Annotated in this window: 13 protein-coding genes and 1 riboswitch; of the genes, 12 read left to right on the forward strand and 1 reads right to left on the reverse strand. The window is 47.2% G+C overall.

Features of this window, described 5'->3' with window-relative positions; all coding sequences use genetic code 11:
- From guaB to pdxR, 11 genes are all read left to right on the forward strand, one after another.
- Window positions 1-1,314, forward strand: a 1,314-nt coding sequence (guaB, locus tag ACTRDR_RS07005; RefSeq protein ID WP_440526640.1) for an IMP dehydrogenase, incomplete at its 5' end; no start/stop codon positions are given.
- A gap of 244 nt (window positions 1,315-1,558) precedes the next feature.
- The gene (locus tag ACTRDR_RS07010) at window positions 1,559-7,708 is read left to right on the forward strand and encodes an MBG domain-containing protein (protein WP_440526641.1); all 6,150 of its coding nucleotides are present in this window, start codon (window positions 1,559-1,561) and stop codon (window positions 7,706-7,708) included.
- A gap of 284 nt (window positions 7,709-7,992) precedes the next feature.
- Entirely contained in the window at window positions 7,993-9,315 is a 1,323-nt protein-coding gene (locus tag ACTRDR_RS07015; RefSeq protein ID WP_440526642.1) for an IS30 family transposase, read from the forward strand.
- A 467-nt stretch (window positions 9,316-9,782) separates the two neighbouring features.
- On the forward strand, window positions 9,783-11,078 hold the full coding sequence (locus ACTRDR_RS07020; protein ID WP_440526643.1) for an ATP-binding protein: 1,296 nt from the start codon (window positions 9,783-9,785) through the stop codon (window positions 11,076-11,078).
- Between the two features lie 280 nt (window positions 11,079-11,358).
- The gene (locus tag ACTRDR_RS07025; RefSeq protein WP_440526644.1) at window positions 11,359-13,950 is read left to right on the forward strand and encodes an EAL domain-containing protein; all 2,592 of its coding nucleotides are present in this window, start codon (window positions 11,359-11,361) and stop codon (window positions 13,948-13,950) included.
- 52 nt (window positions 13,951-14,002) lie between these two features.
- A riboswitch (ZMP/ZTP riboswitch) is annotated at window positions 14,003-14,096 on the forward strand.
- Between the two features lie 52 nt (window positions 14,097-14,148).
- Window positions 14,149-14,856: an IMP cyclohydrolase gene (locus ACTRDR_RS07030; RefSeq protein WP_440526645.1), complete on the forward strand. Its 708-nt coding sequence runs from the start codon at window positions 14,149-14,151 to the stop codon at window positions 14,854-14,856.
- Between the two features lie 40 nt (window positions 14,857-14,896).
- Window positions 14,897-16,075 (forward strand): phosphoribosylaminoimidazolecarboxamide formyltransferase, encoded by a 1,179-nt coding sequence (locus ACTRDR_RS07035; protein ID WP_440526646.1) that lies wholly within the window; start codon window positions 14,897-14,899, stop codon window positions 16,073-16,075.
- A 153-nt stretch (window positions 16,076-16,228) separates the two neighbouring features.
- A complete protein-coding gene (locus ACTRDR_RS07040; RefSeq protein ID WP_440526647.1) occupies window positions 16,229-17,776 on the forward strand; it encodes a DHH family phosphoesterase in 1,548 nt (515 codons plus the stop codon).
- Between the two features lie 93 nt (window positions 17,777-17,869).
- Complete coding sequence (locus ACTRDR_RS07045) at window positions 17,870-19,564, forward strand: glutamine--tRNA ligase/YqeY domain fusion protein (RefSeq protein WP_440526648.1); 1,695 nt, start codon at window positions 17,870-17,872, stop codon at window positions 19,562-19,564.
- A gap of 24 nt (window positions 19,565-19,588) precedes the next feature.
- Window positions 19,589-20,434 (forward strand): DUF2225 domain-containing protein, encoded by an 846-nt coding sequence (locus ACTRDR_RS07050; RefSeq protein WP_440526649.1) that lies wholly within the window; start codon window positions 19,589-19,591, stop codon window positions 20,432-20,434.
- A 9-nt stretch (window positions 20,435-20,443) separates the two neighbouring features.
- Window positions 20,444-21,850: a MocR-like pyridoxine biosynthesis transcription factor PdxR gene (gene pdxR, locus ACTRDR_RS07055; RefSeq protein ID WP_440526650.1), complete on the forward strand. Its 1,407-nt coding sequence runs from the start codon at window positions 20,444-20,446 to the stop codon at window positions 21,848-21,850.
- A 30-nt stretch (window positions 21,851-21,880) separates the two neighbouring features.
- Here pdxR and ACTRDR_RS07060 read toward each other — a convergent pair whose 3' ends face one another.
- Window positions 21,881-22,273, reverse strand: a complete 393-nt coding sequence (locus ACTRDR_RS07060; protein WP_176862062.1) for a hypothetical protein — start codon at window positions 22,271-22,273, stop codon at window positions 21,881-21,883.
- A 113-nt stretch (window positions 22,274-22,386) separates the two neighbouring features.
- Between ACTRDR_RS07060 and ACTRDR_RS07065 the strand changes: the two genes are divergently transcribed.
- Complete coding sequence (locus tag ACTRDR_RS07065; RefSeq protein ID WP_440526651.1) at window positions 22,387-23,025, forward strand: TetR/AcrR family transcriptional regulator; 639 nt, start codon at window positions 22,387-22,389, stop codon at window positions 23,023-23,025.
- Window positions 23,026-23,032 lie beyond the last annotated feature (7 nt).

The following is a 23,032-nucleotide window of genomic DNA, read 5'->3' on the forward strand; positions in this document are numbered from 1 at the left end:
ATGGATACCGTTACCGAGCATCGCATGGCGATCGCTATGGCAAGACAGGGTGGTATCGGTATCATCCATAAGAACATGTCTATCGAGGCACAGGCAGAAGAGGTAGACAAGGTAAAGCGTTCCGAGAATGGTGTCATCACCGATCCTTTCTCTCTGTCTCCCGAGCATACTCTGGCAGACGCAGATGCACTGATGGCGAAGTTCCGCATCTCCGGCGTACCTATCACCGAGGGCAGAAAATTAGTCGGCATCATCACCAACCGTGACCTGAAGTTCGAGACCGATTTTACCAAGAAGATCAAAGAGTCCATGACCAGCGAAGGTCTGATCACCGCTCCCGAAGGCATCACCTTGGAAGAGGCGAAGAAGATCCTGGCAAAGGCAAGAAAAGAAAAGCTCCCCATCGTGGACAAGGACTTTAACTTAAAGGGTCTGATCACCATCAAAGATATTGAGAAGACCATCAAATATCCTCTGGCAGCCAAGGATTCCCAGGGCAGACTGCTCTGTGGTGCCGGCGTAGGCATTACCGCTAACGTACTGGATCGTGTGGCAGCTTTGGTAGCAGCCAAGGTTGATGTCATCGTACTGGATTCCGCACATGGTCATTCCCAGAACGTATTGAACTGCCTGAAGATGATCAAGGAAAAATATCCCGATCTGCAGGTGATCGCAGGTAACGTAGCTACCGGCGATGCAACCCGTGCACTGATCGAGGCAGGTGCAGATGCCGTTAAGGTAGGTATCGGACCCGGTTCCATCTGTACTACCCGTGTGGTTGCAGGTATCGGTGTTCCCCAGGTATCCGCTATCATGGACTGTTACAGTGTGGCAAAGGAATACGGTATTCCCATCATCGCAGATGGCGGTATCAAGTATTCCGGAGATATTACCAAGGCGATCGCAGCCGGCGGTAATGTATGTATGATGGGTTCCATGTTCGCAGGATGTGAGGAGAGCCCGGGAGAATATGAGCTGTTCCAGGGCAGAAAGTACAAGGTATACCGTGGCATGGGGTCTATCGCAGCTATGGAGAACGGCAGTAAGGATCGTTACTTCCAGGAGAATGCGAAGAAACTGGTACCCGAAGGTGTCGAAGGTCGTGTGGCTTACAAGGGCAGCGTAGAAGATACCGTATTCCAGTTACTCGGTGGCCTCCGTTCCGGTATGGGCTACTGCGGTGCACAGGATATCGAGACTCTGAAGGAGACCGGCAGATTTGTGAAGATATCCGCTGCATCCCTGAAGGAGAGCCATCCTCATGATATCCATATCACCAAGGAAGCTCCGAATTACAGCGTGGATGATAAATAAGTTGTAAGAAAATAAAATATAGAACCAGGAGAAACGCACCCTCGTCGGTGCGTTTTTTTTCGGAAGAAACTCGTTTACAAAACGGGAATCTCGGGTGACTATTGAACGAAAAATTTCCCCTACGGTCGATTCATGTCATTTTTGGGTCGATTCATGCAAAAAATGGTTTTGCCGAGAGAAAGTGTGGTACGTTATCTTTAAGATAATGGGTATCACTATGCCCGTCGGAAAGAGGTAGAACGCTATGAAAAAACGAGTATTGAGCATGTTACTGGCATTTATTCTCTGTTTCTCAACACTGCCCATGACAGCATTCGCACAGGAGGCTGATGCGGTGACAGAGCAGGAGGAACAGCAGGAAGCAGCCCCTGCGGCAGAGCCGGAAGAACAGCAGGAAGCAGACTCTGCGGAAGAGCAGAAGGAAGCAGAAGCAGTGGCGGCACCGGGGGAAGAGACTTCGTCCGATAAGAGCACCACTGCGGCAACTCCCGGTACGGAAGATCCCACTGCGGGCGAAGCCCCCGATACTGTGAAATCCACTGGTGAAAGCATTAGCGATAATGATGCCGGCACGCAGGACACCGCGGCAGACGATGAGAAGAAGGCAGCAGTGCAGAAGGTACAGGCACTCATCGATGCTCTGCCGGAGACAGTGACGGAAGACAATGCAGAAAGTGTCGGTGAGCAGCTGGAAGCTATTGACGAGGCTATGGAGTCACTGACCGAGGAGCAGATCGCAGAACTGGATATGACACGACTTAATGCCATTTCTGAGGCTATGAATGCACCGATGACGGTGGCGGAAGGTGAAACACACATTCATTATCTCTGTGGCGGAGATGAGTGTAATAAAGTCGGACATACGGAGACTGACAAAGTCACCTTTAAGGCATGGAAAGAGACATCTGCACTGCCCACGGTGGTAGGTAACTACTATCTGATGAATGATGTTACATTGAGCGAGTCTTGGAGATTTGTCAACGGTGTAGTACTTTGTTTAAATGGGCATACGATCACCGTGGAAGCTAAAGATTCTGGTATTACAGTAGGGAACGGGAAGACATTTACCCTCTGCAACTGTACGGGCAGTGGAAAAATCACTCACGGAACGGATAGTAATGGCGATAAGTATGATGGCAGAGGAGTAGATGTGTCGAAAGGTACCTTCAATATGTACGGTGGCAGTATCACTGGCAATAAGGAACTTAAAGGTGCAGGCGTAGACATGTATTGTGGTACTTTTAATATGTACGGCGGCAGTATCACCGGGAACGAAGCCAAAAACCTTACTACAAATAGTGACAATGTAGGTATAGGCGGCGGTGTGTACATGGAGCAAAACAGCACTTTCAATATGTACGATGGAACAATAAGTAATAACACAGGTGAATATGGCGGTGGAGTGAATATCAATTCTAAGAGCGTTTTCAATATGAGCGGTGGCACTATTGAAAATAACAAAGCTACTGGCAATAATATGGCTTTTGGCGGTGGCGGCGGAGTGAACATTGCTGGCTCCACTGACGACACTTTCAATATGAGTGGTGGTACAATTAGGGGCAATACGACGAACACATATGGTGGTGGTGTGTATGTGAGTTGGAATTTTAATATGACCGGTGGCGAGATCACTGGTAACAGAGCTGCTAAATACGGAGGCGGTGTGTACGTAAAATCCGCATATGGTAATATGGGTCATTTTACAGTATCCGGTTCGGCTAAAGTCTCTGATAACACAACGAGTAATGTCTACCTGCCTGATGGTGCGACGATGGCCATTGGCCAAGGAGGATTTGACAAAACTGCCAGTATCGGTGTGACCACAGAGAATTTACCGACACTGGGCAGCTATGTTGCCATAGCTACAGGTGCTGCTGATGACTATAAAGACGGTACATTTACCGCTGACCAAACTACTGGTGACTGTGAATTTCGACAGGTGGGTGATCAGATCCTGCTTGTCAATGGTACGCTGCATCAGCATCCTATCTGCGGTAAGAACTGTGACCATGGCGGCGCGGACACCGACGAGGCATGGAAGGGTGTCTCTTCACTTAGTGAAATTAAAACAGGCGGATATTACTATTTGACGAAGGATATCGACCGGACGCAGACATGGAATCTTCCAAATGCTAAAGTGGTACTCTGCCTGAATGGTTATAACATCACTGCAAATGCGAATGTAGATGTAATCAAGACATCAAGTTATGCACAGTTTATTTTGACCGACTGCAGGGGTGAGAAGACGGAGTACGGCAAAATTACTCATAAAGAGGGAAGTGTAGGGCGTGGTATATATGTCAATAGCAGCTTCACCATGTATGGAGGGGAGATCAGCGGAAACACAGTTGATGCACCTTCTGCTTCTGATAAAGAATACGGCGGTGGTGTATATGTGTCTGATGGGTGTTCTTTCACAATGAATGGTGGAAAGATTACCAGTAACACAGCAGGGGTTTATGGTGGCGGTGTGTATTTAAGCCGTAAAAGCAATTTCACAATGAACGGAGGTAGTATTACTGGTAATAGGGCCCAAATGAGTGGCGGCGGTGTGGAATTATATGGAGGAAATTCCGGCGACGATAGCACATTCACCGTTAGTGGCAAAGCAGTGATCAAAGACAACCTTACGAAAGGTAGCTCTACAAAAGCCAACAATGTCGCTTGTAACGGAACGATTATCAACGTTGCCTCTCCCGGACTGGATAGTGAGGCACATATTGATGTAAGAACAAGTGAAATTAGCGCGGGAGACTATAAGGTTGTGGCGCAAGGCAAAAGTTCCTACCAAATGAAGGATACGGATGCGGAACGCTTTCATAGTGATAATGGCTATGCATCGAAATTAATAGGAAACAGCATTGTTTTTATGAATGGTATGTTGCACGAGCATGCCGTTTGCGGTAAGACGGACTGTACAGAGGCAGGTCATGACAATACCCTGTGGATACCTTTGACTTATGACAGCGAGAAGCAGATACTGCAATATGGTGGAAAAAGTTTAAAGAAGCCCACGTATAATAATAAATATACTCTTCCAGCGGGCAATTATTATCTGTTTGCTGATATTACACTCGACGGATCTATTGAGATTAGCGGCGATGTAAATATCTGTCTGAACGGACATACAATTTCTACAAAATTATATAATAGTGTCTTTGATATAAATTCGCACAAGCTTGCGGTTTGTGATTGCAGCACAGGTCATTCGGGGAAAATAGAAATAATAGATAATCATAGCGAAACAAATCCATCGTTCGTTGTAAGGTTGTATGCTGCACAGCTTTGTCTGTATGGAGGTACGATTCAGGGAGGCGATTATGGAGTATATAGCAATAATTCTAGCGTGGAGCTTTTCGGAGGCAGCATTACCGGTAATACAATCGGAGTAGATGGTTCGTCTTACGATTCGCTAACAATTGGTGGTGATGCAAAGGTCATTAACAATACAACGAAGAATCTCGTACTGCTCCGCAAATCAGTCATCAGTATTGATAAAAGCCTGACATCGAATGCCCGGATAGGCATCTCAACATTCACTGAACCTTCAGCGAATGCAAACATCAAGATTGCCACCGGTGCGACGAATTCCGAGCTGGATTATGCACAGATATTCACTCCAGATACAAGCGAGCAGAAATACGTAGTCACCAAGGATGAGAAGGGCAATCTGTACATGGGACTTCATCAGCACAGCTGGACATACACCACAGGCGGCGACGATACGATCAAAGTAACGTGCAGCGCTGATGGCTGTAATTTGGAAAGTGATTTTGCTGCCACCTATATGGTTACTGCACCGACGGTTTTGACCTACAGTGGTAGCGATAAGGTGGCTACTGTAAAAGTCAGTGATAACGCTACTGGTGAGGAATTCCCTGATGTGCCTAAGATTGTCTATCAGAAACAGACCGGAGGTTCATTCGAGGAGATGGAAGGCGTACCTAAGGATGCCGGCACTTATCGGGCTGAAATTATGATGGGGAATCAATCCGCATGGGTCATTTATGCCATTAAAGAGAAGACGGTTACCACTCCGACCATTGAAGTCACGACTCCCGTAACCTACAATGGTACGGCGCAGAAACCGACTGTGGTTGTAAAGGACGGAGCAAATGTGATTCTTGCCAGTGAGTATAGTGTTTCCTATGCAGATAATATCAATGCTGGCACCGCTACTGTAACAATTACGGATGTAGCAGGTGGAAACTATAATGTCAGCGGAAGTACGACATTCACCATTGATAAAGGAACCTACACCGGAACAGTAGGTAAGACGGTAAATATTATAAAGAACCGTAGCACTGCGCAGACAGGCACTCTGACGGCGGAAGACTTTTTCCCGGAGGGAGCGGTACCCGAAGGCGCTGTGATTTCCAATGTTAATGGTGGCTTCGACAGTGATGTGATGAATTCGTTGACATTAGATAAAGATGCTGGAAAAATTTCCTATATCACTGCGGCGAACATTACCTCCACGACTGACCAGACACGCATAGTTACCATCTCTTCCGCAAACTACGAGAATATTGAGGCAACCCTGACCTTCCATCCTACGGACAAGATGACGGTTACGATCGACGGTCTGACCTATACGAACAAGACTTATGACGGCGGTGTGATTCAGCCTACCGGTACATTGCATGTTACCGGCGGCGACGTTCCTACAGACGAACTGGAAGTGCTGTATGAGGGTACAAGTGCGAATGGTACGAACTATAGCAACAGCAATGCACCCAAAGATGCAGGTACTTACAAGGTGACCTATAAAGTAGCTGACAGCAACGAGAGTTATACCGGCGAGGTGACGTACCCCTTTACCATTTCTCCGAAGGCTGTTACCGCGGATATGATTGGAGCGATTGCTGATGAGACATACACCGGCAGTGCTATTAAACCGAAACCGGTTGTGACGGATGGCAATACTATACTGACTTCTGGCACAGACTTTGACTTCAGCTACGACGAGAATATCAATGCCGGCGAGAATACAGCGACCCTGACCATCACCGGACAGGGGAACTACACGGGAAACGCAATCCGGAAATTCACGATCAAGCCGAAGGACATTAGTAGTGCGACAATCCGGCTGAACAACAACAGTTTTACTTATGATGGTATAGCGAAGAAAGTGGAAATTGCTTCGGTAACACTTGGTGAAAATACAAATATTTTGATTTTGACATCACCCACGGATTATGACATCAAAGCGGGTAATACGTTCATTAATGCAAATGATGCCATCACTCTGACCATCGCTGGCAAGGGCAATTATACCGGAACAGCCACCACGACCTGGAAGATTACTAAGGCAGCTCCCAAGCTGGGGAACTTCGACGTGACTCCGGATCTTTCCCAGAAGCAGACCTACGATGGCAAACCGAAAGAGGTGACTGCGAAGACTAAGAACGGTGTGATCGACATGGGTGATGTAACGGTATACTACGAGGGTACTTCCGGTACTACCTATCCCAGAAGTAAAACAGCACCCACCAACGCCGGAACCTATCAGGTGATCCTAACCGTGGCAGAAGGCAAGAACTACACCACAGCAGAGATTGAAGCGGGTACACTGACCATTGATAAGGCGGATCTTACAGTAGAAGATGTTACAGAATTCTTCGAGTACACGAAGACCGGCGCACAGACCATCAATATAGCGAACCTTGTGCCGGGCGCAAGAAGCTATGCACTTGGTACGGCTGCCGGTGACCTCGGGGTTCTCTCGGAAGCTATTAGCATAGATGCAACAACAGGTCTTATGAAGTTTACATTGTCTGCACTGACGATAGGCAATATCGACAATAAGGTGACTGTGCCTGTGACCATTACCTCGGAGAACTATGAAGATGTTACCGTCAATGTGATCATCTACATTTCACCGGAATATCGGATTATCGATGGCGCAAACAGTTCCTGGACACAGAATACGGATGGTACTGTCGTGATCCGCGGAAACGGCGAAATTTCCAGGTTCCATGCTGTAAAGGTAGATGGAAAAGTGATCGATCCTGCTAACTACGATGCAACAGAAGGCTCTACCATTATCACCCTGAAGGCAGAATACCTTAAGACATTAGCTACAGGCAGTCATACCTTTGCTATCGTCTGGAACAATGGTATCGCAGGTACTAACTTCACGGTTGCAGCCAATACCTCCGGCAATAACAGTGGTAATAACAGCAACAATAATGACAGCAATCATGGCAGCGATAACAGCGGCAACAATGACAGCGGTAATACGGCAGGTGCGGCTGCCAATACCGCCGTCGCTTCGGCGCAGGAACTGGACAAGGTTCCGGCGACCGGAGATCCCTTCGGTATCTGGCTGACGCTCTTTGCGATATCCCTGACCGGACTCGCTGGAATGCTGGCAAGAAGAAAGAAGAACTAAGAAAATAAGTAATACAGAAGCCCCAACGCAGGGATAAAACTCTGCGGCGGGGCTTTTTGTGCATTTTGCGGCACACGTTTCTCTATGGGAATATAGCGCTCAATTGAAAAAGTAACTTCCAGTTACTAAGGTTTTTATATTTTATAAAACAGAAATAAGTCATACAAACATGAAGATGGAAGATAGTCTTGTAAATAGATGATCTTCCTTTTCTTTTTTGTGTAATAATGGTAATCACTTCAGTAGTGTCAGGAGATGGCAGCAAGACTAAGGAGGATAAGTACATGTCATCCTATAAATATAAGCATCTGACACTGGATGATCGCATTACCATACAGAAAGCTTTAAAAGAGGGGCAGACGTTCGTTGAAATAGGCGCTCTGATAGGCAAGGATCCATCAACTGTTTCTAAAGAAGTGAAAGCCCATCTTGATTATCGAAATACTGGTACGCGTTCCAGAGGCTATAATCCATGCAGACACAGAAAGAGATGCACTAAGCAGTATATCTGTGGCGAAGATAGCTGTGGGTTTATTAATCGGTTATGGCACGGAAAAACATACTGTTCTGAGTGTGCTTTGTGCATGGTCAATTGTCCTGATTTTGAAGAGGAAAAATGTTCAAGTCTAAAGAAAGCACCCTATGTTTGCAATTCATGTAAACAGGTACGTTCCTGTACTCTTGCCAAACAGTTCTATGATGCAAAGGAAGCTCATAAAACATACGAAAAGACACGTTCTGATTCCCGTAAGGGTATCGATATAACACCAGAAGAACTGGATCGGCTTGATGCCATCCTTTCGCCTCTTATCAAACAAGGCCAGTCGATTCATCAAATTTGTATGAACAATGCAGCAGAAATCATGGTAGATGAAAGGACCATTTATAACTACATAGATGCCGGCATACTTTCTGCTGGAAATATAGATCTTCCCAGAAAAGTGCGTTATAAAAAACGCAAATCCAAAAAGGTTGTACGTGTCGATAAGAAATGCCATATTGGGCGTACCTACGAAGATTTTGAAACTTTTATGAAAGGACATCCTGATTTCAACGTGGTGGAAATGGATTCGGTAGAAGGCACCAGGGATTCCACAAAGGTGCTGCTTACAGTATTCTTTAGAAACTGTTCCCTTATGCTGGCATATCTTAGGGAAGCGAATACAGCCAAGTCGGTAACAGAAGCGGTGAACCATCTTTATGAGATACTTGGGCGGGAACAATTCTGTGAGATGTTCCAGGTCATCTTAGCAGATCGCGGAAGCGAATTTACGGATCCATTGGCAATAGAGTTTGATGAGGATGGAAGACGCAGAACCTATGTGTTTTACTGTGATCCGCAACGTCCTGATCAAAAAGGAGGTATTGAAGTAACTCATGAATTCATCAGAAGGATTGTTCCTAAGAAAACATCATTTGCTTTTCTTACACAGGATAAAGTCAACCTGATGATGAGTCACATTAACTCCTATACAAGAAAGAAGCTGAATAATCGATCCGCACATCAACTATTCAGCTTCTTTTATGGCGCGGATACAGCCTCTAAGCTTAACCTGGAAGCTGTTCCTGCTAATGAAATCATACTAAAACCTGAACTGCTGAAGTAAAACTGCCAATGTCATCTCCTGATCATGTCACCCATATCCCAGAGGTGGAAGTTTCCCTTGCAAACATGCAAACGAAGCGACGACTTCTTATTTGCATACAGTAAAATATGACTTCAAGAGTATAGTAACATGCTAAAAAGCCCTATTTCAAGCGGTTTGTAATACTAAAGTCCACTCCTGCAATACTAATTTCCAGTTGGCACTGTCTTCGCAATACTTATTTCTGTTTTCAAGGTGCTGATCCCGAAGTTAATCTTGCAAAAATAATTCAAGAAGAAGTTACCTTTGCAAAACGGAAGTTAAATTTGCTATTTACCATGGGAATATAGCTTATAGTGGTAAAGGTAGAAAAATGTTAAAAACGCAAGAACATTCATGTAATATAGTGCAAAATCAGCATCAAAAACATTTGATTTTTACACGAATATGGATTATGCTATACACAGAAGCTTTATGGAGGACGAAGGATGTATAGAAAGATTATGGACTTCTTAGAAACGTGGAAAGAAAGTGAACATCGTAAACCCCTTATTTTGCAAGGGGCAAGACAGGTGGGAAAAACCTACTCCATTTTAGAGTTCGGACGAACTCACTATGAGAATGTGGCATATTTCAATTTTGAAACAGATCCTAAATTGAATGAAACTTTTGAAGAAAACATCAGTCCTGATTATCTGATCCCCATTTTGTCTCATATTGCGGGTCAGACCATCGTAAAAGAAAAAACGCTGATTGTATTTGATGAGGTGCAGCTTTGTGAAAGGGCTCTGACTTCTCTGAAATATTTTAACGAGAGCGCTCCAGACTATCATATCATTGTTGCGGGCAGCCTGTTAGGTGTGGCTGTCAACAGAGAAAAGGTCTCATTCCCTGTGGGCAAGGTGGATATGAAAACCCTGTATCCCATGGATATGGAGGAATTTATGATCGCTATGGGTGAGGGAGATCTTGTGAAGCAGATCAAAAGGTGCTTTGCAACAGATCAGCCGATGCCGGCGGCACTCCACGATGCGGCTATGCAGCTTTACAGGCAGTATCTTGTAGCAGGCGGGATGCCGGAGTGTGTGATGCAGTTTGCCCAGACAAGGGACTATATCCTGATCCGCCATATACAGGATACCATTCTTGCAAGTTATCTCAACGACATGAGTAAGTATAATAATCTGAATGAAATCAAGAAGACCAGGCTTGCCTATGACAATATTACCGTTCAGCTTTCGAAGAAAAATACCCGTTTTCAGTATAAGCTGATGAAAAAAGGAGGGCGGGCGTCTGAATTTGAGAATGCCATAGAATGGCTCTGTCTGTCCGGAATCGTATCACAGGTCTATAAGGTAGAGCAGATTAAAAAGCCTTTGGAAAATTATCGTGATATCGACGCTTTTAAGATATATGTTTCGGATTTGGGGCTGCTTTGTGCCAAGAAGGATCTGGCGGCCAATGATATTCTGTATATGGTTGAAGAATTGAATGATTTTAAGGGCGGTATGACGGAGAATTACGTCAATGTACAGCTCTCCATCAATGGTTACAATACTTACTATTGGGAGTCTGAGCGTGGTGCGGAGATAGATTTTGTTATTCAGCGTGACGGGCAGCTGATCCCGATTGAAGTGAAATCTGCCGACAATACCAGAGCAAAGAGTTTAAAGGTCTACATGGATACCTATAAGCCTGCATATGCCATCAAACTCTCTGCAAAAAACTTCGCATTTGAAGATAACAAAAAGATAGTACCGCTCTATGCAGCGTTTTGCATCTGAATACGACAGGTGAAGTAAAAATAATTTTTATTCTGTTCTTTTGGCGGATAGTATTTTCTGGGGGGTGCAACCCGTCCTCTACGGTCGATTCATGACATATTTGGGTCGATTCATAGTATTTGCAATAATTGACAAAATGAACTGAATTTTTCAAGCAATTTAATAAATATAGCAAAAAATGTAAAATAATAGCTTGTATCAATTTCGGAATGCATGGTAGAATATAAATATTCGGGAAAGAATTTCTGGATATTTTACAGAGAAACAGGGGAGCAAAAAAGTGGCTGAGATTGCATTACGTGAATTGATAGACGAAAAGCGCCTGCAGCATCTGCAGAACGAGTTCTGTAAAGTGACGGGAGTGATGGCTGTCTGCGTGGACAAGGAAGGCAGAGCCATAACAGAGCCCTACATCGATAAGTCTCTGATACGACCGGATGGGGAAGATCCGATCGTAAGGGAGTATCGAAGAAAAGCGGCGCAGGCGTTGGACAGAGTACAGGAAGGATCCCTTGAGGAACAGGTGGTGGAAGAGCTGCCGGACGGTGGACATGTGGCAGCAGTTGCTGTCAGAGTGGAGAACACCATCATTCTATACTGGCAGGTATATGATCTGAAGAAGCTTGACACCATATCTTTTTACCAGATCCTGGATCTGCTGAGGGATACCAGTGCGGATATTTACAGAGACCGTATGTCCTGCTTCAGCGCGGAAGCCGAGAGCAGAAGGAGCAGATATGCGGAGGAAGAGATGAGTCGCAATCTCCATACGATAGAGGCGACTACGGAGATCGTTCAGCTCTTAGACAGTGATGAACAGATCGAACTGACCATGAACCGATGGCTGAAGATTTTGGCACAGCACATTCAGGTAGACAGTGCAGAGATTTTTCAGCTGCAGGCAGACACGGATACGATGGATGTAGCCGTAGAATGGCTGGCACCGGGACAGATCTCTTATTTTGACAAGACCAGTGGGATTTTCGTGAATTCTTTTCTCCATACAGAGAAGCCACTGGTGGTATCTACGGACAGCGTGGGTAAGGCGGACTCTGAGGAAATTGAAAAGATAGGCATGAAAGCCGTGATGATTTTTCCTATCCTGAAGCAGGAGAGCGGCAATATGATGCTGTCTCTGAACCATAGGCGGCAGGCACATGTATGGAGCATGTCGGAGATCAAGTTCACCTCGGACGCGGTGAAGATCTTACAGAGTATCCTGACCAGACGAATCCAGAAACATTCCCTGGCAGGTTCCTATGCGGCGCTGGAAGAGATACTGGACAATGTGGGCTGTGCCATCTACGTAACGGATCAGAACACGGGCAGGATGCTGTTCGCCAACCAGATATTGAAGAATACGTTTGCCAAGGAACTGATGGACCATAATTTTGATGCTCTGTTACAGTCCAGCGTCCGCAAGGACAAGAACCGTACCGTGAGTGTTGTGTATCATGCCGAGAAGGAGACCTGGTATGATCTGCTGTGCAAGGAGATCGCCTGGGTAGACGGTAAAAAAGCCAACCTGTACTCTCTGTATGATATTACGGATAAAAAGCTGTACCAGCGCCGGATCGAGCAGCAGGCGTACACAGATTTCCTGACGGGACTGTACAACCGTATGTGCTGTGAAAGGGATCTGGCGAGACAGATCGATCAGGCGAAGAAGACCGGCGGAACCGGTGCTCTGCTGTATCTGGATCTGGATGATTTCAAGCATATTAATGATGGACTTGGTCACCAGTACGGTGATGTGCTGTTGAAATCCATCTCCCATGCATTAAAACGGATCAACGGTATTGAGAACACCTGCTACCGTATGGGCGGCGATGAATTCGTTATTGTGATCCCTCCGGAAAGCTATCCCCGGTTTGGAAATATCGTGGAAGATATTAAAAAGATCTTCAGCAAGCCCTGGTTTTTGAAGGATGCAGATTATTACTGTACTATGAGTATGGGTATCGTCACCTTCCCGGATGCCGGAGATTCCGTGACAGATCTGATCAAAAAAGCGGATATTGCCATGTATGAGGCGAAAAAGACCGGTAAAAACCGTGTAGAAACGTATCGGGAAGGCAATGATTCTGTATCGGGACGCCGTCTGGACATGGAGAAGAACATGCGTGATGCCACGGTGGAGGGCTACCGGGAGTTCGAGGTCTATTACCAGCCGATCATCGATATTCAGGGTGGAAAGGATGTCTGCGCCGGTGCGGAGGCACTGATCCGCTGGAACAGCGCGAAGCTGGGATTCATCTCTCCATCGGAATTTATTCCCCTGGCAGAGTATCTGGGACTGATCAATCCCATTGGCAATTATGTGCTGACGGAGGCCTGCACCCGCTGCAAACACTGGAACGATACGGGATATCCGGATTATAAAGTAAATGTCAACCTCTCTGTGGTACAGCTCCTGCAGTCGGATATCGTGGAGACGATAGAAAAGGCATTACAGGACACCGGTCTGTCTCCGAAGAATCTGACATTGGAGGTAACAGAGAGCCTTGCCATCAACGATATGGAGCGTATGAAGGAGATCCTGAACCGGATCAAGGAACTGGGCGTCTCTCTGGCACTGGATGATTTTGGAACCGGTTACTCTTCCCTGAACCATATCCGTGAGATCCCCATCGATGTCATCAAGGTGGACCAGAGCTTCGTCAAGGATCTGGCGGGAGATGCTTACTCTCAGTCCTTTATCAAGATGGTGGCAGAGCTGGCGCAGACCATTGGAGTCAGTATCTGCGTGGAAGGTATCGAGACCCCGGAGCAGTTCAAGGTACTGCAGGGCATGAAGGTCAAATACATTCAGGGATATTATTTTGACCGTCCTTTGGAGCGTCATGCGTTTGAGGCAAAATATGTGAAGTAACAAAATTATCAAAATCCCTCTTGTCAAGTATCGGGCAACCATGCTACTATTGATATAGCTACACGACTGGCGGAACGCAGCCTGCTGCAGTGGAGATACCCACAGGGAGTGTAGAATAGTGAAAGCCGACCGCCTGGGCACCGTCTATTTGTGGTGCTTAGGCGGATTTTTATTTTAAAGGATAAACGGAGGAAAACTATGTTACAACTGGAACAGGAACTGAAAAGTAATGCTTATCCCGGCAGAGGTATCGTGATCGGACGCTCTGCGAACGGTAAATATGCCGTAACCGCGTATTTTATTATGGGAAGAAGTGCCAACAGCCGCAATCGTGTGTTCGTGACAGAGGGAGAGGGAATCCGTACCCAGGCTTTCGACCCTTCCAAGTTAGAAGATCCCAGTCTGATCATCTATGCGCCGGTACGTGTCCTGGGCAACAAGACCATCGTGACCAACGGCGATCAGACCGATACCATCTACGAGGGAATGGACAAACAGTTAACCTTTGAACAGTCCCTGCGCAGCAGAGAATTCGAGCCGGACGGACCGAACTACACACCGAGAATCTCAGGTATCATGCATATCGAGAATGGCAAGTACAATTATGCCATGTCTATTTTGAAGAGTGACAACGGCAATCCCGATTCCTGCCTGCGTTTTACTTATGCTTACGAAAATCCGCTTCCCGGAGAGGGACGATTCATTCATACTTATATGCATGACGGCAATCCGCTGCCCAGCTTCCAGGGGGAGCCGAAGTTAGTGGAGATCCCCGATGACATGGATGCATTTACCGATATGCTGTGGAACAGCTTAAATGAGGACAACAAGGTCTCCCTGTTCGTTCGTTTCATCGACATCGAGACCGGTAAATACGAGACTAAGATTGTGAACAAGAATGTGTAAAGTTCTGAATAGTGAATATCGTAGATAGGAGAAAAATAAGATGAACGAGATTCAGTTAAAATACGGATGCAACCCGAACCAGAAGCCTTCCAGGATCTTCATGGAAGACGGAAGTGATCTGCCTGTTACCGTACTGAACGGCAAACCCGGATATATCAATTTCCTGGATGCTTTCAATGGCTGGCAGCTGGTAAAAGAGCTGAAGGAAGCTACGGGACTTCCCGCAGCCACTTCTTTTAAGCATGTATCCCCTGCCGGTGCTGCGGTAGGACTTCCCTTAAGCGATACTCTGGCGAAGATCTACTGGGTGGATGATCTTGGAGAGCTGTCTCCTCTGGCATGTGCTTATGCAAGAGCACGTGGCGCAGACAGAATGTCCTCCTTCGGTGACTTTATCGCATTGTCCGATGTCTGTGATGCAGATACCGCCCGTCTGATCAAGCGAGAGGTATCCGACGGTGTCATCGCTCCCGGCTATACCGATGAGGCACTGGAGCTGTTAAAGCAGAAGAAAAAGGGTGCTTACAACATCATCCAGATCGATCCTTCCTACCAGCCCGCTCCCATCGAGCACAAGCAGGTATACGGCATCACCTTTGAGCAGGGACGTAACGAGCTGGATATCAACGGTGATCTGCTGTCCAATATCGTGACGGTGAACAAGGAGATCCCGGAGAGTGCTCTGATCGATATGAAGATCGCACTGATCACCTTAAAATATACCCAGTCCAATTCCGTATGCTATGTCAAGGACGGTCAGGCTATCGGCATCGGCGCAGGCCAGCAGTCCCGTATCCACTGCACCAGACTGGCCGGCAGCAAGGCAGACAACTGGTTCTTACGTCAGTCTCCCCAGGTACTGGGTCTGCAGTTCGTAGACAGCTTAGGCAGAGCCAACCGTGACAATGCCATTGATGTCTACATGGGTGATGAGTACATGGATGTGCTGGCAGACGGCACATGGGAAGGCATCTTCAAGGTAAAACCTCCCGTATTTACCAGAGAGGAAAAGAGAGCATGGCTTGACAAAATGCAGGATGTAACTCTGGGAAGCGATGCGTTCTTCCCCTTCTCCGATAACATCGAGAGAGCACATAAGAGCGGCGTAAAATACATCGCACAGCCCGGTGGATCCGTGCGTGATGCAGATGTGATCGCATGCTGCGATAAATACGATATGGTGATGGCATTTACAGGCATCCGTCTGTTCCACCACTAAGACAGATATTTGCGGGCAGGACTGTAACAGGACCTGCCTGTATTTCATTTTTATGTGGGTAGCGATCCTGAGTTTCGCTGAATAGAATAAGAGAGACGACCTGGGTAAAGTTACCGGGAGCATTACAACGAGGAAGATGAGGAAAGCGTAGTTATGGACAGACGAGGGGAAGAGAAAAGCAGAGAAATGATGCTGGATGAATTATTGGGATATGACCGTGTGACGATCCAGTGTCATGATAATCCGGATGCAGATGCGATAGCGTCCGGGTTTGGATTGTATTGCTTTTTCCGTGATCAGGGAAAAGACGTGAGGCTTCTGTATGCCGGGAAAAACAGAGTGAGAAAGGCCAATCTGACGCTGATGGTGGAGAAGCTGGGGATTCCGCTGAAATATCTGGCGCATCCCGGAGAGGAGCCGGTGGACGGACTTCTGATCACCGTGGACTGTCAGTTCGGTGCCGGCAATGTGACGAAGATCCCGGCAGAGGAGATCGCAGTGATCGATCATCATCCGCTGGAGGTGATCTGTACGGAGAAAATGCGATTACAACCTAATCTGGGCAGCTGTGCGACTTTGGTATGGACCATGCTTCAGGAGATGCATTATCCGGTGGAGAAAAATAAAAATCTGGGGACTGCCTTGTATTATGGGCTGTTCATGGACACCAATCAGTTCTCGGAGCTGTCCAATCCGGTGGATATGGATATGCGCGAGAGTCTGAACTTTGACAAGAATCTGATATCACTGTTCCGCAATTCCAATATTTCCCTGAAGGAGCTGGAGATCGCCGGAGTGGCACTGTTACGCTGCAATTACAATGACGATTATCAGTTTGCTGTGATCCATTCCCAGCCCTGTGACCCCAATGTGCTGGGACTGATCAGTGATTTCCTGCTCCAGGTGGCAGGAGTGAATACCTGCGTGGTCTACAATGAGGACGGCGGCGGATATAAATTCTCCGTCAGAAGCTGTATCAGAGAGGTCAATGCCAATGAGCTTTCGGAATATCTCTCGGAGGGGATCGGCTCCGGCGGCGGTCATGTGGAAAAGGCCGGCGGCTACATCAGCATGAAGCTGTATGAAGAGAAATATCCCACACTGCATTCCGAGGCTTATTTCAATAACCGGATGACACAGTATTTTGACAACTTTGAGATCGTATATGCGAAAGAACGCAAATTCCCTGTAACAGAAGGTAAAAAATACCGCAGACGGAAAGAGCTGCTCGCCTGCCTGAAGGCAGCGGATCTGGCAGAGCTCGGAAACGTGGTATCCATACGTACCGAGGACGGCACGATGGATATCGACACCAGACAAGATCGGTATTTCACGCTGGAGCGTACCGGGGAGCTGCATCCGGTCCCGGCTGAGAGATTTCACCGGATCCTGGAACTGTGCGAGCTGCCGCTGCCGGAGGAATATTGCAGTTCTATGGGATATATCCCGAGAGTCAAGGACGGCAGGGATGGCAGTAATCATCTGCTGACGGAATATGTCCGTATGAGTATGCCCGCGGATGCTTTCTGTATCTATGCCCTCGAGCTGAAGCGGGGAGTAAAGATATTCCCTATCTGGGATGAGGATACTTATATGACGGGCAGAGCCGGAGATTATCTGGTGGCCAGTGAGGATGATCTGCACAATATGTTCATAGAGCCTGCGCAGAATCTTCTGAATAATTTTGAAGAGATGGCATAAGAATCACAAAAAAAGGTTTATAAAATTTTCCTTGTGTGGTAAGATTAAGGTTACGAAAACAGTATTAAGTAAACGAAAGGCAAGGATATTACCATGAGCGAACTGGAAAAAGAAATCGTAGATTCCGCAGAAGTGAAGGAGTCTAAGAATTTTATAGAGCAGATCATCGACAAGGATCTGGCGGAGGGTGTATACGATACGGTACATACCCGTTTCCCTCCCGAACCCAACGGATATCTTCATATCGGACATGCCAAGAGTATTCTCTTAAACTACGGCCTGTCCCAGAAGTATAACGGTAAATTCAACCTGCGTTTTGATGACACCAATCCCACCAAGGAGAAGGCAGAGTTCGTAGAATCCATCAAAGCAGATGTAAAGTGGCTGGGCGCAGACTGGGAAGACAGACTTTTCTTCGCATCCAACTATTTTGACCAGATGTATGAAGCAGCAGTAAAGCTGATCAAGAAGGGCAAGGCTTATGTATCCGACTTAAGTGCAGAGCAGATCCGTGAGTACAGAGGAAGCCTGACCGAGCCCGGTAAGGAGGATCCCGGCAGTGCAAGAAGCGTTGAAGAGAATCTGGCACTGTTCGAGGATATGAAGGCAGGCAGATACGAGGACGGAACCAAGGTACTGCGTGCCCGCATCGATATGGCATCTCCCAATATCAACATGCGTGATCCCGTTATCTACCGTGTGGCACATATGTCTCACCAGAATACCGGCGACAAGTGGTGCATCTATCCGATGTATGACTTCGCACATCCCATTGAGGATGCCATCGAGGGTGTGACCCATTCGATCTGTACACTGGAGTTCGAGGATCACAGACCTTTATATGACTGGGTGGTAAGAGAGCTGGAATACCCTCATCCTCCCAAGCAGATCGAGTTTGCCAAGCTGTACCTGACCAATGTGGTCACCGGTAAGCGTTATATCAAGAAGCTGGTAGAGCAGGGCATCGTGGACGGCTGGGACGATCCCAGACTGGTATCCATCGCAGCGCTGCGCAGAAGAGGTTTCACACCGGAATCTATCAAGAAGTTCGTAGAGCTGTGCGGTATCTCCAAGGCACAGTCCTCCGCAGACTATGCAATGTTAGAGTACTGTATCCGTGAGGATCTGAAGGCAAAGGCACCCCGCATGATGGCAATCTTAGATCCTGTGAAGCTTGTCATTGACAACTATCCCGAAGGACAGACAGAGATGCTGCCCGTAGTCAATAATCCGGAGAACGAGGAGCTTGGCAGCCGTGAGGTTCCTTTCGGCAGGGAATTATATATTGAGAGAGAAGACTTCATGGAAGAGCCTCCCAAGAAGTATTTCCGTATGTTCCCCGGCAACGAAGTGCGCCTGATGAACGCATATTTTGTAAAGTGCACCGGCTGTGTCAAGGATGAAAGCGGCAAGGTTGTGGAAGTACATTGTACCTATGATCCGGAGAGCCGCGGTGGCAACAGCCCGGACGGCCGTAAGGTTAAGGGAACCATCCACTGGGTAAGTGCAGCGGAATCTGTGAAAGCAGAGGTTCGTCTGTATGAGAATATCATCGACGAGGAAAAGGGTGTATACAACGAGGACGGAAGTCTGAATCTGAACCCCAATTCTCTGACAACACTGACAGAGTGCCGCTTAGAGCCTGCATTTGCAAAGGCACAGGCGTATGACCGGTTCCAGTTCGTAAGACAAGGCTTCTTCTGTGTGGATTATAAGGACACCAAGCCCGGAGAACTGGTATTTAACCGTATCGTATCTCTGAAAAGTTCTTATGTACTGCCTAAGTAAGTTTGGAAAGGAAGAGACAAAAGAATGTCAGACAAATTGTTCGGGCTGGCCGGACTGGGCCTAGATAACCTGGAGGATATGGATATCTTCGGACAGGAGAAAAAGGAAGAACAGGCAGCGGCCGAGGCGCCTAAGATAGAAGAAAAGGACCTGATCTACGACAAGAATTTTACCTGCCCGGTATGCGGAGAAGATTTTCCCGCCAAGATCATGAAGACCGGCAAGGCGAGACTTTTAGGCACGGATCAGGATCTTCGTGCAAAATACGAAGGGATCGATGCGGTAAAATATGATGTGATCCTGTGTCCCCATTGCGGATATGCGGCGTTGAACAGATATTTCAACAACATTACCAAGGTATATGCCAAACTGATCAAAGAGAATATCAGCAGCAAAGTACAGCTGCATACCTATGATGACGATATCTATACCTATGAAGAGGCGATCGAACGCTATAAGCTGTGCCTCGTAAATGCGGTGGTAAAACGTGCCCATGCCAGCGAGAAGGCTTATATCTGTTTAAAGAGCGGATGGCTCATGAGGGGCTATCAGGAATATCTGGAAGAATCCGGAGATACGGATATGGCGCGTCTGCGTGAATTGAAGAACATGGAGGAGACCTATCTGAAGAATGCTTATACCGGCTTCACGGAAGCGCTTCAGACCGAAGGATTTCCCATGTGCGGTATGGATGAAATTACGGTGGAGTTCCTGATCGGAGTATTGGCCACCAGATTTCAGAAATACGATGTGGCAAGTCGTATGGTGGCTTCAATCCTCACATCTCCATCGGCCAATGCCCGTACCAAGGACAAGGCAAGAGAGCTTAAGGATCAGATCCTGGAGGAACTGAAGAGCCAGAAAAAGTAGGACAACATTATGTATGATATGACGATCCGGCTGCGTACAGACAGTGACAAATGTCTGTACCAGCAGATATATGAGCATATACGACAGGAAATCAGGGAAGGGAAGCTTCTGGCAGGAGAGAGGCTTCCCTCCACGCGTTCTCTGGCAGAATATCTGCAGGTGGCGAGAAGTACGGTGGACTATGCCTATGACCAGCTGTTAAGCGAGGGATATATTGAGGCAAAACCTTATAAGGGATACTTTGTCTGCCGGCTGGAGGGGATTTTTACCATGGAACAGCGGGAGATGACAGAGCCGGAGGTGGTCAGACCTGACAGTCAAGAGGACGGGACACAGGTGCAGGTCGACTTTTCCCCTTATGGAATCGATATGACCGGATTCCCCTTCGGAGTGTGGAAACGGATCACGAAAAATATCCTGAATGATAGTAACAGTGAGCTGTTTGCCCAGGGAGAGCCCCAGGGAGATTATGACCTGCGAATGACCATCAGCCGGTATCTGCATTCTTCCCGTGGTGTGAACTGCCGCCCGGAACAGATCATTGTGGGAGCAGGGAACGATTATCTGTTACTGTTATTAGAGAAAATACTGGGGAGACATGTGGGGATCGCCATGGAGAACCCTACGTACAAGAGAGCTTACCGGATCTTTCAGTCATTTGCCTATCGTATTTATACGGTGGATATGGACGATAAAGGGATGCGGGCGGACAGGCTTTCGGAACTTCCGGTCCGGGCAGCCTATGTGATGCCGTCCCATCAGTATCCTACCGGTGCGGTCATGACCATCGGCAGAAGAGCAGAGCTGTTACGTTGGGCGGAAAAGGAACCGGACCGCTATCTGATCGAGGATGATTACGACAGTGAATTCCGCTACCGTGGGAAACCGATCCCTTCCCTGCAGTCCTCGGACAAACGGGGCAAGGTGATCTACATTGGTACCTTTTCCAAAGCGATCGCACCGGCGATCCGTGTCAGCTATATGGTGCTTCCGGAGAGCCTGTTAGAGGTCTACCGCAGGGATTGTTCTTTTTATTCCTGCACAGTGTCGAGAATTGACCAGCGGATCTTAAATGAATTTATCCGGGATGGCTATTTTGAAAGGCACCTGAACAAGATGCGGATGCACTATCGTGCCAAACATGATCTGCTGCTTGCAGAGTTAGAGCCGTTTAAAAAGGCTTTTACAATCTCCGGGGAGGATGCAGGACTGCATCTTCTGCTGACGGCGAAAGGAGCTGTCACAGAAGCACAGCTATTGTCTGCTGCGACGGAAGCGGGGGTAAAAGTCTATGGCATGTCGGAAAATATGGTGGAGACCGATGCCCCGAAGGCAACGATACTGTTGGGATTCGGAAGTGTGAGTGAGCCGGAAATGAAAGAAGGTCTTCACAGACTGCAAAAAGCATGGCTGTAAGACCTTCTTAATAGGGATCCTTATGGATTCTTATTCTTCACTGATGGGAGGCTCTGCCCCCTCTGCATCTTCCTCGTCGAAGAATTCTTCTACGTCTTCCACGGTCTCATCCTCTTCCCCGGACAGATCGGGTGCCTGATCGGAGAGTGGAGTGAAAGCGGATGCATCAGTGTCAGCATCTGTGGTATCTGCCTTCTCGGGTGCAGCAGCATCGGGAGTCTGTGCGGCAGTATTCAGAGGAACATAATTGCGGGAGAATTCATTGCTCTCTTCGAGATCCTCATGGAAATCATCGTAATCGTCATCTGCTTCGGAAGATTCCTTCAGCTTGGAATCCTTCTGTTGCATATAGTAGTAAGCAGCTGCGGCTGCGGTACCTACTGCTGCGGTGAACAGCAGAAATTTGCCAAATTTTTTAGCCATAGGGTTGCTCCTTCCATATTGTAGTGTATGTAACGGTTCGGAATCATATACATTTGTCCATACAGTTATATGATAAACCTTATTGACCAAAATGAAAAGGGATATGTTGCGTTATGAATGAGAAATTTTTTGATTTAAAAAAGGAAAAACAGGACAGGATGATCAATGCAGCACTGAAAGCATTTGCTCTTAGCGGCTATCGGCATGCCAGCACCGATGATATTGTGAGGGAGGCGGCTATCAGCAAGGGCTTGTTATTCCATTATTTCGAAAGCAAACTGGGAGTATATGCATTTGTCTATGATTACAGCGTCCGTTACCTGCTGTTGGAGCTGTCTACGGCGGTGGATGCGAAGGAGACGGACATGTTTGCTCTGATGCAGCAGGTGGAATGCGGGAAAATGCATGCTATGTGCCGGTATCCCTATCTGCAGCAGTTTTTAAACCGGGCACAGTCCGAGAATGTCAGCGAAGCCCTGTTAGCTGCCGAAGAGAGCAGACGGCGCCTGGAGGACGCTTACGAAGCCATCTACGAAAAAGCGGATCTTACCGGGTATGCTTCTGCGGAGGATGCCCGGAAGCTTCGTAAAATGCTGGAGCTGACCATTAAGGGACTGATGAACGAGCGGATTTTAGAGGATGCTTTTCAGCCGGAGATGTTGTATGAAGAGATCACAGAGTATCTGAACTTAAGCAGAAGGCTGGCGGAACGTTCCACACAGCCCTCTGACGAAGAGTTTTCGGAAAAATAGCATCCTA

This window comes from Simiaoa sp., from assembly GCF_051972595.1.
Classification (GTDB): domain Bacteria; phylum Bacillota; class Clostridia; order Lachnospirales; family Lachnospiraceae; genus Acetatifactor; species Acetatifactor hominis.